Annotated in this window: 13 protein-coding genes; 2 read left to right on the forward strand and 11 right to left on the reverse strand. The window is 63.5% G+C overall.

Annotation, left to right across the window (positions count from 1 at the left end; all coding sequences use genetic code 11):
* Positions 1-15: 15 nt before the first annotated feature.
* Both glyS and glyQ read right to left on the reverse strand, forming a co-directional pair.
* Entirely contained in the window at positions 16-2115 is a 2100-nt protein-coding gene (gene glyS / locus C0V76_RS08135; RefSeq protein ID WP_216821696.1) for a glycine--tRNA ligase subunit beta, read from the reverse strand.
* Positions 2116-2117: 2 nt separating this feature from the next.
* Positions 2118-3059, reverse strand: coding sequence for a glycine--tRNA ligase subunit alpha (gene glyQ, locus C0V76_RS08140; protein WP_101941893.1), 942 nt, complete (start codon positions 3057-3059; stop codon positions 2118-2120).
* A 198-nt stretch (positions 3060-3257) separates the two neighbouring features.
* Between glyQ and C0V76_RS08145 the strand changes: the two genes are divergently transcribed.
* Together C0V76_RS08145 and C0V76_RS08150 are read left to right on the forward strand one after the other, a co-directional pair.
* Positions 3258-4181 carry a hypothetical protein gene (locus tag C0V76_RS08145; RefSeq protein WP_101941894.1) on the forward strand — a complete coding sequence of 308 codons (924 nt, stop codon included), beginning with the start codon at positions 3258-3260 and terminating at the stop codon, positions 4179-4181.
* 83 nt (positions 4182-4264) lie between these two features.
* The gene (locus C0V76_RS08150) at positions 4265-5098 is read left to right on the forward strand and encodes a hypothetical protein (RefSeq protein WP_143707377.1); all 834 of its coding nucleotides are present in this window, start codon (positions 4265-4267) and stop codon (positions 5096-5098) included.
* A gap of 6 nt (positions 5099-5104) precedes the next feature.
* Here C0V76_RS08150 and lnt read toward each other — a convergent pair whose 3' ends face one another.
* The 9 genes from lnt to C0V76_RS08195 form a co-directional block, all read right to left on the reverse strand.
* The gene (lnt, locus tag C0V76_RS08155) at positions 5105-6571 is read right to left on the reverse strand and encodes an apolipoprotein N-acyltransferase (RefSeq protein WP_101941896.1); all 1467 of its coding nucleotides are present in this window, start codon (positions 6569-6571) and stop codon (positions 5105-5107) included.
* Positions 6572-6651: 80 nt separating this feature from the next.
* Positions 6652-7107 (reverse strand): C-GCAxxG-C-C family protein, encoded by a 456-nt coding sequence (locus C0V76_RS08160; protein ID WP_101941897.1) that lies wholly within the window; start codon positions 7105-7107, stop codon positions 6652-6654.
* An 11-nt stretch (positions 7108-7118) separates the two neighbouring features.
* The gene (locus C0V76_RS08165; RefSeq protein WP_101941898.1) at positions 7119-7961 is read right to left on the reverse strand and encodes an HlyC/CorC family transporter; all 843 of its coding nucleotides are present in this window, start codon (positions 7959-7961) and stop codon (positions 7119-7121) included.
* Between the two features lie 100 nt (positions 7962-8061).
* Complete coding sequence (gene ybeY / locus C0V76_RS08170) at positions 8062-8517, reverse strand: rRNA maturation RNase YbeY (RefSeq protein WP_101941899.1); 456 nt, start codon at positions 8515-8517, stop codon at positions 8062-8064.
* A 2-nt stretch (positions 8518-8519) separates the two neighbouring features.
* Positions 8520-9692, reverse strand: coding sequence for a heme biosynthesis HemY N-terminal domain-containing protein (locus C0V76_RS08175; protein ID WP_101941900.1), 1173 nt, complete (start codon positions 9690-9692; stop codon positions 8520-8522).
* 8 nt (positions 9693-9700) lie between these two features.
* A complete protein-coding gene (locus C0V76_RS08180; RefSeq protein ID WP_101941901.1) occupies positions 9701-10792 on the reverse strand; it encodes a uroporphyrinogen-III C-methyltransferase in 1092 nt (363 codons plus the stop codon).
* A 34-nt stretch (positions 10793-10826) separates the two neighbouring features.
* Complete coding sequence (locus C0V76_RS08185; RefSeq protein WP_101941902.1) at positions 10827-11594, reverse strand: uroporphyrinogen-III synthase; 768 nt, start codon at positions 11592-11594, stop codon at positions 10827-10829.
* Positions 11591-12526 carry a hydroxymethylbilane synthase gene (gene hemC, locus C0V76_RS08190; RefSeq protein WP_101941903.1) on the reverse strand — a complete coding sequence of 312 codons (936 nt, stop codon included), beginning with the start codon at positions 12524-12526 and terminating at the stop codon, positions 11591-11593. The genes C0V76_RS08185 and hemC overlap by 4 nt, the downstream gene beginning before the upstream one ends.
* Positions 12523-13011, reverse strand: a complete 489-nt coding sequence (locus C0V76_RS08195) for a hypothetical protein (protein ID WP_101941904.1) — start codon at positions 13009-13011, stop codon at positions 12523-12525. The genes hemC and C0V76_RS08195 overlap by 4 nt, the downstream gene beginning before the upstream one ends.
* Between the last annotated feature and the right edge of the window lie 41 nt (positions 13012-13052).

Below are 13052 nucleotides of genomic sequence, written 5' to 3' on the forward strand. Positions count from 1 at the left end.
CGCCCCGTCATTGCATTACGCCGACAGCTTCGAAAGATCCGCCACGCGATTCATCAGGCCATACAACTGGTTCAGCAAGGCCTGGCGATTGGCACGCAGCGCAGCCTCTTCGGCATTGACCATTACACCATCGAAGAAAGCATCAACCGGGCCACGCAGTGCCGCCAGGGCCTGCAGGGATGCGGTGTAATCGCCCGAATCGAAGGCGGCATTCGCCTGCGGGGCAATCGAGCCCAGCGCGGCGAACAAGGCCTTCTCGGCCTCTTCGGCGAGCAAGGCCGGCGTAACGGTGCTCGGCAGTTCGCCTTCGATTTTCTTCAGGATGTTGCCGACGCGCTTGTTGGCCGCAGCCAGCGCAGCCGCTTCCGGCAGCGCCGCGAAGGCACGCACGGCAGCCAGACGCTTGGCAATGTCGCCGAGGCGTTGCGGCCGCAGAGCCAGCACGGCGTCGACTTCCTGCGCCGAGTAGCCCTGCTCGCGCAGGCTGCCTGCGAGGCGGTCGAAGATAAACTCGGACAGCGCAGCCGAGGCGTCAGTAATCAAAGAGCCGAATGCAGCAGCAGAGTCCTTGACCAATGCTTCAAGCGACAACGGCAGATCGCGCTCGATCAGCATACGGATCACGCCCAGCGCATGACGACGCAGCGCGAACGGATCTTTGTCGCCGGTCGGCAGCTGGCCGATACCGAACAGGCCAACCAGCGTTTCCAGTTTGTCGGCCAGCGCCACCACCAAGCCCACTTCGTTGCGCGGCAGATCGTCACCGGCAAAGCGCGGCTTGTAGTGATCTTCCACTGCGTCGGCAATCGTCTCGCCGAGGCCGTCGTGGCGGGCGTAGTAGCCACCCATGATGCCTTGCAGCTCGGGGAATTCGCCGACCATGTCGGTCAAGAGATCCGCCTTGGCCAGTTGTGCGGCGGTATCGGCCGCCGCCGCATCCACGCCCAGCTTGCCGGCAATCGCCTTGGCAATCGCGCGCACGCGTTCGATGCGCTCGCCCTGAGTGCCAAGCTTGTTGTGATACACGACCTTACCAAGGCCTTCGACGCGCGAGGCCAAGCTCTTCTTGCGATCCTGATCGAAGAAGAATTTGGCATCTGCGAGACGCGGGCGCACCACCCGCTCATTACCCTGGATCACCGCGCTGGCGTCCGCCGGGGCGATATTGGAGACGATCAGGAATTTGTTCGTCAGCTTGCCTGCTGCATCCAGCAGCGGGAAATACTTCTGGTTGGCCTTCATGGTGAGAATCAGGCATTCCTGCGGCACAGCGAGGAATTCGGTCTCGAACTGACCGATCACCACATTCGGGCGCTCGACCAGGCCGGTCACTTCATCCAGCAGGGCTTCGTCTTCGATGGCCTTCACGCCACCGCCGACCTTGGCTGCGGCCGCTGCGAGCTGGCGCACGATCTCGGCGCGGCGCTCGGCAAACGAGGCGATCACGGAGCCCTCGTTCTTGAGTTGCTCGGCATAGCTGTCGGCGTCGCGGATAGCCACCACCGGCTGGGCGGCTTCGAAACGATGGCCCAAGGTTTCGCGACCGGACTTGAGGCCCAGCACGGAGATGTCGACGACATCCGCACCATACAAAGCGATCAGCTTGTGCGCCGGGCGCACGAAGCTTACCGTGCTCCAGCCATCGGCCAGCTGATAACCCATCACCTTGGGGATCGGCAGCTTGGCCAGTGCGTCTTCCAGTGCCTTTTGCAGGCCGGCGGCCAGCGCCACGCCCGGCTGCACAGAATCAAACATCAGGGTTTCGGCCTTGCCTTCGCCCACGCGCTTCAAATTCGCCACGGCCGATTCATCAGCGCCCAGCGAGGCCAGCTTCTTGAGCAGCGCCGGGGTGGCGGCGCCATTGGCATCCAGACCGACCGAGACAGGCATCAGCTTCTGCGACACGGGCTTGTCGGCGGCTTTATCGGCCACAGCGGCGACCTGAACGGCCAGACGGCGCGGTGAAGCGAAGGAGCTGACGGCAGCATCGGCAGCAGCGAGGCCTTGCGCCTTGAGGCTGTCGGCCAGCACGGCGGAGAAGGATTCACCAAGCTTCTTGAGTGCCTTGGGCGGCAATTCTTCAACAAACAGTTCTACGAGCAGATTCTTGTTCATGATTATTTCTCCTCCTTCTTCGGGAGGTCGGCGACCCATTCCCTAGGGGCCATCGGGAAGCCCAGACGCTCACGGCTTTCCAGATACGAGGCGGCCACGCTACGGGCGAGATTGCGGATGCGGCCGATGTAGGCAGCGCGCTCGGTGACCGAGATGGCGCCACGCGCATCCAGCAGGTTGAAGGTGTGTGCGGCCTTGAGCACTTGCTCGTAGGCGGGCAGCGCGAGCTTGGCTTCCATCAGGTGCTTGGCCTGCTTTTCGTGCGCACCGAAGGCGGTGAACAAGAATTCGGCATCGCTGTGCTCGAAGTTGTAGGTCGATTGCTCGACTTCGTTCTGGTGGAACACGTCGCCGTACTTCAACACACGGGTCTGACCATTCTCTTCCCAGGTGGTCCACACCAGATCAAAGACGTTCTCGACGCCTTGCAGGTACATGGCCAGACGCTCGATGCCGTAGGTGATCTCGCCGGTGATCGGCTTGCAGTCGATACCGCCGACCTGCTGGAAATAGGTGAACTGGGTCACCTCCATGCCGTTCATCCACACTTCCCAGCCCAGCCCCCAGGCGCCCAGCGTGGGGTTCTCCCAGTCGTCTTCAACGAAGCGCACATCGTTTTTCTTCAGATCGAAGCCGAGGGCCTCAAGCGAGCCTAGGTAGAGGTCGAGAATATTGGCAGGGGCCGGCTTGAGCACCACCTGAAACTGGTAGTAGTGCTGCATGCGGTTGGGGTTCTCGCCGTAGCGGCCATCCTTGGGACGGCGGCTCGGCTGCACATAGGCGGCGCGCCAGGGCTCCGGCCCGATGGCGCGCAGGAAAGTGGCGGTGTGGCTGGTGCCGGCGCCGACTTCCATGTCGTAGGGCTGCAGCAGTGCGCAGCCCTGGCTGCCCCAGTAGGACTGGAGCTTGAGAATGATGTCCTGAAAACTTGGTTTGGCGTTCATGTGAGGGGGGCGACCGGAGCGGCCGCGCCTGCAGCGGATACGAAAGCGGGGATTTTACAGGCAAGCGTCGGCTTGGGGTCTTTTGGCAAGCATTCGCGATCCGGTGAATGCTTGCCAACAGACCCTAAAGGCAAGCCCTGCTTGGCAGGCCCGCAAGTTTGGCTATAGTGGATTGCCCGCGATGAGGAGGAGACAAGGATGAAAGTCAGCGCGCTGTGCCTGCTGCTGAGCTGCCTGCTGAACGCGGCCTTGCCAGCGCAGGCGGCCGAGCCGATGAGCTTCATTCATCCACCACCGGAGAACACCTCCGACAAGCGTCACACTTATTACTGGGAGATCCTCGAGGCCGCCCTGCAGTCCAACCGCAGCAAGTACGGTGACTACAAAGTGATGCCCTACGGCACGCCGATGAATTTCCAGCGCGCGGCAGCCGAAGTCGAGGCCGGCGAGAAGGGGCGCATCAATATCGTTTCACGCGCCACCAATCTGGAGCTTGAAGAGCGCCTGCGCGCGATTCCGATCCCGCTGGACAAGGGCTTGCTCGGCTACCGGATGTTTCTGGTCATGCCGGAAACCCAGGCCAGACTGGACAACATGCAGACGCTGGAGGAGCTCAAGCAGCTCACGATCGGCCAGGCTTCGGTGTGGACCGACACAAAAATCCTCGGCGATAACAACTTCAAGCTGGTGCTGGCCGACAACTATGAGGGCCTGTTCCAGATGCTGGGAGTACGCCGTTATGACCTCTTCTCGCGCGGTGCCATCGAGATTCACGCCGAATGGCTGGCCCACAAGAACAAGATCCCCGGCCTCACGATCGAGAAGAAGTTCGTGCTGGCCTATCCGATGCCACGCTACTTCTTCGTGCCGCGCAACAAGGATGGCGAGAGAATGGCCGAGCGCATCGAGGACGGCTTGCGCCGCCTGGCCAAGTCCGGCGAGTTCGAGCGCCGCTATCAGGCCTACAAGAAGCTGGTGCTGGCGGATCTGGATCTCTCCGGCCGCAAGGTCTTCCGCCTCACCAACACCCAGCTCTCCGACAAGGCACCACCGCTCAACGACAAGCTCTGGTGGGACGATCTCGCGCCCGAACTGGCTCCATCGAATCGGACGGGGCGCTGAAAATGCCCTCTCCACTTCGCCACTTGCTACGGATCCTGCTGCTCTGGATGCTTGCGACTGCTGCGACTGCTGCAGCGGATCCAATGCGTTTCACCTACCCGGCACCGGAAAACGCAGACGATCAACGCCAAGTCTATTACTGGCGGCTGCTTGCGGCCATCTTGGAAAGCAATCGGAGCCAATACGGTGAGTACACGCTAGAAGCCTTCCCGGTACCGATGAACTATCAGCGCATCCAGTTGGAGCTGGAGTCCGGAGGGGAGCGCGTCAACATCTTTGCACCGGGCACAAGCCGGGCGCTGGAGCAGAAGCTTCTGGCTATCCCCTTACCACTGGATAAGGGGCTGCTCGGTCTTCGCCTTTTCCTCATCATGGAGCACCAACAGGCGGCCCTTGAGAAGGTGAAGAATCTGGACATGCTGCGGCGCTTCAGAATCGGGCAACGACCAAGCTGGACAGACACAACGATCCTTCGCCACAACGGCCTTGAGGTGGTTGCAACAGACAGCTTCGAGGGACTGTTCAAGGGGCTGGAGGCCAATCGCTTCGAACTGTTTTCACGCGGAGCGAACGAGATCCAAGCCGAGTGGATCAGCCGACGTGAAACGGTGCCGGGCTTGACGATAGAGAAACACCTAGCCCTACTCTATCCGCTTGCGCGCTATTACTTTGTGCCACGCACACCGACCGGTGAAAAGATGGCCGAACGCATCCGGGATGGTCTACAGCGTTTAGCCGCAACAGGAGAGTTCGAACGCCTCTACAGGGCGTACAAACGCGAAGTGCTTCGCGATCTGCCACTGGCCGGACGCCGGCTTTTCCGGCTTGAAAACCCAGAACTCTCGGGGTTCGCACCACCACTTTCCGACCCTCGCTGGTGGGACGATTTCTCGGCCGAGTTCGGGGCCGCCAGATAGGCTCGCTCAGCCCAACCGACGTTTCCGGATCAACGCTCCCAGCAACACCAACCACACGAGCAGCCAGATTGGCCAGTCGCCCAGCAGCACGAAGGGGGTCACGCCCTGGTAACCACGCACCTCAGCTTGCAGTGCGCCCTGAGTGAAGGCCGGCAGCACGGCACTCACTGTGGCATCAGGCAGCACGATGGCGGTCATGCCGGTATTCGTCGAACGCAACTGTGGCCGGCCCGACTCCAGCGCGCGGATTCGCGACATCTGCAGATGCTGCGGCTGGGCATGCGAATCGCCGTACCAGGCCAGATTCGAGATGTTCAGCATCAGCGTGGCCTCCGGCAGTGCGCGGCGCAGCTCTTCGCCGAACACGTCCTCATAGCAGATGTTCATGGCCACTTTCTGGCCGGCCAGTTCCAGCAAGGGCTGGTGATCACCGCCAGGGGTCTGGTTGGCCATCGGAATGTTGGCCAGATCGAAGAACCAGCCAAAGCCCCAGGGGCGAAATTCGCCGAAGGGCACCAGATGATTTTTGCTGTACTGCTGGGGCGCACTGGAGCCGCGCGTGATTGCGCTGTTGAAGACCCCGCCCGCTGCATCGCTGGTGAACACGCCGAGAATCGCATCGCCGCCAGCGCCCCGTGCCTGCTGCTCGATATGCTCAAGAAAGCCTTGCGGCAACTGGTCTACAAACAGCGGCAGGCTGCTCTCGGGCAGCACCATGATCCGGGCTGGATAGCGCGCCAACAGCTCGGCATTGAGCTGCAGCTGAGCCATCAGGGTGTCGGCGCGCCACTTCTGGTCCTGCGCCACATTGGTCTGGATCAGTGACACGCTGACGGGCGCCCCGACCGGGGCACTCCACTCGATCTGGCGCAGGCCGGCCCCAGCCAGCCAGGGCAGCAGCGCCCAGGCCAGTGCCCGCCGGCGCAGCACAGGCTCACGCCAGGCCTCCACCAGCAACGCGGCCGTGGCGGCCAGCAGAAAGGTCATGCCATACACGCCCAGCACGGCCGCCCAGCCCGCCAGCGGGCTCGGAGGCGTCTGGGTATAGCCAATCGCCAGCCACGGGAAAGCGGGAAACACCTGGCCACGGAGCAGCTCACACAGCGTCCAGCACGCTGCCATCAGCACAACCCGACCAACCCAATGCGCGGGGCGCAGGCGAGCAAACAGCGCCGAGAGCAAGGCCGGATACAGCGCCAGTGCGCAGCAGAAGAGCAGGATCAGGAATACGGCAAGCGGCGCGGAGAGGCCGCCGAAGCGGTTGAGCGCCACCACCAGCCAGCACAGGCCGGCAAACAAGGCGCCACTGCCCCAGGCCCAACCGGTGAGAAAAGCCCGCCCGGGTCGCAGATCCGGCTGGCGCAGGAAGAAATACAGCACGCCCCAGCTCAGCGGCATCAGCCAGAACTGTTCGAAGGGCGCATAGGCCAGCACGCTAGCGGCACCGGCCAGCAAAGCAATCAGAAAGGACATGGTGACGTACCCGGAAGAAGCCGCGGCGATTCTACGCGCTGGCGTGTGACAGGCGCATGGATGCTCGCTTGCCCGAAGACTCAGGCAGCGGTCTGGTTGAGGACTTCTACGGCGATTTCAGTTGCCCGGCGCGTGTATTCCGCGCACTTCCGGCCAAGCCGATCCTGACGAAAGGTGGCTTGCCCTTCCTGTGTTCCAAGATCGCACCCCAGCAAGGAATGACAATCCCTTGAACCGAATTCGGCCTCAAAGGCGTTGATGAGTTGCCGGGTCGCTTCGTAGGTGGCCTGCACAGAATCCGTCTGGGCCGTACGGCCCGAGCCAAGGCCGATTCCCATCATGGCTCCGGTCAGGGCGCCGCAGGTCCCACAGGTACGTGCCATACCACTGCAAAAGGCCGTGGCTATCCTGGGCAGCACATCACTTTCAATGCCCTGCGCGCGTGCGAGCGCAAGCAAGACGCTCTCCGCGCAGAAAAAGCCTGAAGCAAACAATTCTTCCGCGTAATTCGCCGCCATCCGGGGAGCATTCGTCATGATCTCAGAACCTAGCCGCCCACGCCGTCCGGTGCCGGCAAAGGCTCAGCCAGCAGGGTGTAGACCCGGCGACGGTCAGCGCGCAGCACCTTGAAGCGGAAGCCGCGGATCTCGATCATCTCGCCGCGCGCTGGCACGCGGCCGAAATGCTGCAGCACCAGGCCGCCAAGGGTGTCCACACCATCGCGTTCGAGCTGGCTGCCGAAGCGTTCGTTGAAGCTATCCACCGCCGTCAGCGCCTTCACGCGCCAGCGCCCGCCGGGCACTGCCACGATATCGTCGGAATGCTCATCGAAGTCGTACTCGTCTTCGATATCGCCCACGATCTGTTCCAGCACATCCTCGATGGTCACCAGCCCGGATACACCGCCGTACTCGTCGACCACGATGGCCATGTGATTGCGGCTGACCCGGAATTCACGCAGCAGTTCGTTGAGGCGCTTGGTTTCCGGCACGAAGGCCACGGTCCGGATCAGGCCGGGCAGGTTGAAGTCGTCCTGGCGCAAAGCCGGCAACAGATCTTTGGCCAGCAGCACGCCGAGCACATCGTCACGATTCTCGCCCACCACCGGAAAACGCGAGTGGGCTGTGCTGATGGCGATATCCAGGATCTCGTCGAAGCTCTGCTCGATATGCACCACATCCATCTGCGCACGCGGCACCATCACTTCGCGCACCGGGATGTCGGCCACCTGCAGTGCCCCCTCGATGATGCTGAGGGCGTCAGCATCGAAGAGCTTGCGCTCATGCGCCGAGTGAAGCAGGTCTACAAAAGCCTCGCGGTCGTCCGGCTCACGCGTAAGCAGGGAGGAAAGGCGTTCAAGGATACTGGGGCGACTACTGGAAGGGTCCATTTCTTGTCAGGACTGAGGAACGAGGACTGAGGGCTGGGTAAAAACATGCATCGGCACAGCCGAGGAAAATGTCCACTCAGTCCTCAGTCCTCGGTGCTCGTCACTTCTCTTCATTGGCGTAAGGATCGGGATAGCCCAGCTCAGCAAGAATCGTGCGCTCTTCCTGCTCCATCTCTTCGGCTTCGGCATCCTCTTCATGCTCCCAGCCCTGCAGGTGCAGCACGCCGTGCACGATCAGGTGGGCGCAATGGGCCTCCACCGGCTTGCCCTGCGCGGCAGCCTCTTCCACCACCACCGGCCAGCACAGCACCAGATCGCCGGTCAGGATTGGCTCCTGCTCATAGGGGAAAGACAGCACATTAGTGGCGTAATCCTTGCCGCGATACTCGGCATTGAGGCCGCGCCCCTCTTCGCGATCAACAAAACGCACCGTAAGCTGGGCCGCGCCCGGCTCGGCCGCGCGGATCCAGCCGCGCAACTGGCTGCGCTCAGGCAAACCCTCGGCGGACAGGGCATATTGCACGGAAAGATTCAGGCGACGCGGAATACCGGACATGCTCAGGCCCCCAGCACAGCGGCTTCGCGATAGTGGCGCTCGGCCACTTCCTTGCGCTCAAGGCGCTCGGCCAGCCGCGCCAGCTCCAGATGTGCTGCGCGCGAAGCCTGCTGCGACAAGGACGCTTCGAAGTAACTCTGCGCCTTGCCCCACAACTGGGCACGCAGGCACAAACGCCCCAGCGCGAGGAGCAGGCTGGCATCTTCCGGATGCTGCTTGAGCCAGGCTTCAGCAGTAGCCAGCTGGGCGCGCAGATCCTTACTCTGGCAACGGCCATACAGCGCTGCCAGCTCGGGCTCCCAATCATGCTTGAGGGCGTCCTCGATGGCAGCCACGCCGAGCTTGTCATCCCCTGCGCCGATCAGGTGTGGTACAGCGCGCAACAAGAAGCCCGCGTCGCGTCGCTCTGCATCCGGAACTCCCTGCCAGACGCGTTCCAGGGCGTTCAGATCACCCTCTGCCTCGCGCAATTGCTCAAGCTGGGCGCGGCGCAACAGCGGAGCCGTCTGCTCTGCCGTCAGCGCGCCATGCTTGTGCAGGGTGCGCGCCAGGCGCGCCACCTCTGGCCAGCGCCCGCGCCCTTGCTCGACCTGCAGCGACAGGCGCAGCGCGGCGAGATGGCGATGGCCACGGGCACGCAAGCCTTCAAGGCTGCTGGCCGCATCTTCAAAGCGGCGGTCGGCAATCGCCAGCTCGGCCTCGGTCATCAAGCGCGCCAGGCGGATTTCACGATCATGCGCGGCCGCGTGGGCAAGCCAGGTATCGCGCCGCTCGAAATCGCGCATGGCATGCGCCGCCCGCGCCGCCAGCAAGGCCGCGAGGCCCGGCTGCGGCAGGCCGGCATAGGCATGGGTAGCCGAGCGGAAGGCCTGACCGTAACGCCCTTCGCGATAAAAGCGCTCGGCTTCAGCCAAGGCGTTCTGGGCCTGCTCACGGCGGCGCTGCTTGCGCCACACATTGACCTCACCCGGCAGTTCAACGGCGCGCACGGCAATCCGCGCCACCCGGTAACTCAGCAAGAAAACCACCAACAGCAGCAGCAGAAGCAGGTTCATGGACACCTGCACGCGGTAGGGCGGCCACACGAAGAGGGCGTAGGCCTCGTTGTAACGCGCCGCGAGGACGATCCCCACGGCCATCGCGAAGAGTCCGATCAGCCAGGTCAGTGCACGCATGGCGGACCTCAGCGCTTGCTGCCGGACTTGAGCGCACGCAGGGCAGCCTGCGTGTCCTCAAGTGCGGGAAGCTGAACACCCGGACGCGCCTGCGCGATGCGGGCCAGTTCCTCGGCCGTGCCGGCCACTGCGGGCGCTTCAAGATCGAAATAGCGCTTGAGCCAGAGGCTCGCCTGCTGCATGTCTTCGGCAAACAGTTTGCCCTCGCGCTGGAGCAGTGCCACCCGAGCCGAAAGCAGGCGCAGACGCAGGTTCTCGCGCAGATAGGCCGCTTGGCTGGGGGCCAGCAGGGCCGGATCCGGGCGATCCAGGCGCTCAATGCGGATCAGGCCGCGGAAGTCCTGCCACAGATCAACCAGCAGACTCATCAAGGCATTCGGGCTGGAAAGCGGTGCCGACGCTGCGGCGTCCGCACTGGAAGAGGATGCGGTCTTCTTGGCCGGTGCCTTGACGGCCTTGGGCGGCGGTGGCACCTGACGCTCGAAACCCAGCGGCAAGCTGTCGACCCGCGCAATGATGGTTTCCAGTTGCAGGGCCACACTGGCAGTGTCTGCGCCCGGCAGGGTCTTGAGGGTTTCGATGTCGCGCGTGACCAGCTTGCGCAGCGGCAGGTAACGACTCTGATCGAGCAAAGCCAGACGGGTATCGGCAGCCTTGAGTGCATTCAGGGCTGCTGGTACGTTGCCGGCAAACTGCAGTTGCTGCACGGCGATCTCGATGGCCAAGGCAATTTCGTCCAGCGCACGCTCGTCGCGCATGCGGGCGAACTCGGCTCGCAAGGCCTCGACCGAGGCGTACTGGGTTTCGGATTCATGCAAACGCGCTTCCAGGGTGGTGATGCGACCTTGCGCGTGCTCCAATTGTTCGAGCCCCTGGCGCGCCAGCGTGCGGGCCTCCTGAGCAGATTTGTCGCCCTCGGCCACGCGCTGCTGCAATTCGGCCTGCACGCTCGCCAGATCGTGGCGTGTGTCGTAAGCCAGCCAGCCCAGCAAGGCCAGCGCAGCGACGGCTGCAGAAGTGTAGATACGGTTCCAGCGCGGGCCGCTGCGATGCTTCGCTTCGGGCGCGGAAGGCTGCGGAGGGAGGACTTGGTTTTCCATGACCGAATCTTAACCGATAGGCCCCTCTGCGGGCTTAGTCAGAAGGGGCAGCAAAAAAGGCCGCAAGGCCCTCCAGCAGGCCGGCATCGCCCGGCAGGGTCTGCTCGACCTGCGTAGCCCCAGCCGCCCGCAAGGCTTCTGCGATGCGTGGATGCGGGGCAAAACAGGGCAGGCCGGCGAGCATCGCACAGCCCTCCTCGCCTGTGATTTCAAGGAAGAAACGCAAACCTTCGCTGGCCGTAAACAACAGTGCGCTCAGCTCGCCGCGCGCAAAACGCGCCCATAAAGGGGCGGGATCCAGCGCGGCACAGCTGCGCCGATAAACGCAGACCTGTTCAACAGCAGCCCCGCGCTCACGCAGGGTGTCGGCCAGCAACTCGCGCCCGCCCTCGCCGCGCAGCACCAGCACACGCCGGCCGGCAATGGCCGCCGCCTGAAACTCGGGCAGGGCCAGGACGGCTTCGCTATCGAAGCCCTGTGCCGGCACGATGACCTCGCTGCAGCCGTGATCCCTCAGGGCCCGCGCGCTGGACGGTCCCACCGTCGCCACCCGCAGACTGGCCGGCCACTGTGCACGCGGCCTGATCGCAAAAGCCTGCTCGACTGCGTTCGCCGACACAAAGAAAGCCAGCTCGAAGCCAGCCAAGTCAAGTGCCTGCAGCGGCGCCGGATCGGCGGGCGCGATGGCAATCACCGGGAAGTTCAGCACTTCAGCGCCCAGCGCCTGCAACTCGCGCCCCAGCACGGCGGCCTGCGCGGCCGGGCGGGTAGTGACGATGCAGCGCCCGGCCAGCGGCTTCATTCGCGCAAAGAGGCGAGAATCGCAGCCGCGCCTTGTGCCAACAAGTCCGCAGCCAGACGCTGGCCCAGCGCTTCCGCCTCGGCAGCTGGCGCCTCACCTGCGCTACGCACGATCTGCGCGCCGTCCGGCGTCGCCACGAAAGCGCGCATGGAGAGTCGGCCATCGGCCTGCGGCTCGCAGAAGGCACCGATCGGCACGTCGCAACCGCCCTGCAGGGCTTGCGTCAGCGCACGTTCGGCAGAAACGCATACGGTGGTGACCGGGTCGACCAGCGGCGCCAGCCAGGCAGCCACTTCGGGCCGGTCAGCCCGCGCCTCGATGCCCAGCGCGCCCTGGCCAGCGGCCGGCAGGCTATCCTCGCTGCTGAGCACGCTGCGGATCCGATTGCCCAGCCCCAGGCGCTTGAGGCCGGCAGCGGCGAGGATGATCGCGTCGTACTGGCCTTCATCGAGCTTTTTCAAGCGCGTATCGAGGTTGCCACGCAGCGGCAGCACGCCCAGATACGGGTGCTGGGCATGCAGCTGCGCCTCGCGGCGCAGACTGGAGGTGCCGACCACGGTGCCCGGCGGCATGTCGGCAAGGGTTTCGTAGCGGTTCGAGACGAAGGCATCCAGCGGTGTTTCGCGTTCCAGCGTGGCGATCAGGGCGAAGCCCTCGGGCATCTGCGCCGGCACATCCTTCATGGAGTGCACCGCGATGTCGGCACGGCCATCGGCCAGCGCCTGCTCCAGTTCTTTCACGAAAAGGCCCTTACCGCCGACCTTGGACAGCGAGCGGTCGAGAATCTGATCGCCGCGCGTAGTCATGCCCAGGAGCTCCACCACGCAGCCGGGCCAGGTCGCTTCAAGACGGGCTTTGACATGCTCGGCCTGCCACAAGGCCAGGCGGCTCTCGCGGGTGGCAATGACGATGCGGGTAGGGGCAATAGTCATTTCTGGACTCCGGAAGACAGCACAACTTTCTTGAGAAGACGGCGGTCCCGGTAGAACCGAAACGCGAGCACCAGCTCAACTATTCCGAGTAGCGCGAATACCCACACCAAGCATTGAGCGCCAATCCTGTTTGCCGAGATAGAGCCTGCTGCACCAGCTCCATACACGAGAAACCAACTCGCTACAGACAGGCAGCAAAAAGCCAGTCCGAACACCAGCTCGCGTCCATACGAGCGGGCCGCAATTTCACCGGTACGAAGATTTACCCAGCCGGCCAGAGAACGCCAGTCGCCCTGATTGCGCAGCAGCGTAGTCACCGTCATGCCTGAAACAAGTTCAGGCCAGCCCGGCACCATCACGGCAAGCGGGCAATCCTTGTCCGTCGTTTCAAAACTGAACTCCGTGACAGGTCTTGTAATACGACCACCACGTCGCTCACGGCGAATATCGAAAACACGCTCAAACGTGACAGTGATCAGTTGCATAGTCGCTCTGACGGTCTGAGCCGGCGGAACGGCTCTTGCTT

The organism is Uliginosibacterium sp. TH139 (assembly GCF_002855595.1).
GTDB lineage: Bacteria > Pseudomonadota > Gammaproteobacteria > Burkholderiales > Rhodocyclaceae > Uliginosibacterium > Uliginosibacterium aquaticum.

Coding starts and splice junctions, on each gene's coding strand:
- glyS (WP_216821696.1), bottom strand. CDS start 2,115: ATGAACAAGAATCTGCTCGTAGAACTGTTTGTTGAAGAATTGCCGCCC.
- glyQ (WP_101941893.1), bottom strand. CDS start 3,059: ATGAACGCCAAACCAAGTTTTCAGGACATCATTCTCAAGCTCCAGTCC.
- C0V76_RS08145 (WP_101941894.1), top strand. CDS start 3,258: ATGAAAGTCAGCGCGCTGTGCCTGCTGCTGAGCTGCCTGCTGAACGCG.
- C0V76_RS08150 (WP_143707377.1), top strand. CDS start 4,265: ATGCGTTTCACCTACCCGGCACCGGAAAACGCAGACGATCAACGCCAA.
- lnt (WP_101941896.1), bottom strand. CDS start 6,571: ATGTCCTTTCTGATTGCTTTGCTGGCCGGTGCCGCTAGCGTGCTGGCC.
- C0V76_RS08160 (WP_101941897.1), bottom strand. CDS start 7,107: ATGACGAATGCTCCCCGGATGGCGGCGAATTACGCGGAAGAATTGTTT.
- C0V76_RS08165 (WP_101941898.1), bottom strand. CDS start 7,961: ATGGACCCTTCCAGTAGTCGCCCCAGTATCCTTGAACGCCTTTCCTCC.
- ybeY (WP_101941899.1), bottom strand. CDS start 8,517: ATGTCCGGTATTCCGCGTCGCCTGAATCTTTCCGTGCAATATGCCCTG.
- C0V76_RS08175 (WP_101941900.1), bottom strand. CDS start 9,692: ATGCGTGCACTGACCTGGCTGATCGGACTCTTCGCGATGGCCGTGGGG.
- C0V76_RS08180 (WP_101941901.1), bottom strand. CDS start 10,792: ATGGAAAACCAAGTCCTCCCTCCGCAGCCTTCCGCGCCCGAAGCGAAG.
- C0V76_RS08185 (WP_101941902.1), bottom strand. CDS start 11,594: ATGAAGCCGCTGGCCGGGCGCTGCATCGTCACTACCCGCCCGGCCGCG.
- hemC (WP_101941903.1), bottom strand. CDS start 12,526: ATGACTATTGCCCCTACCCGCATCGTCATTGCCACCCGCGAGAGCCGC.
- C0V76_RS08195 (WP_101941904.1), bottom strand. CDS start 13,011: ATGCAACTGATCACTGTCACGTTTGAGCGTGTTTTCGATATTCGCCGT.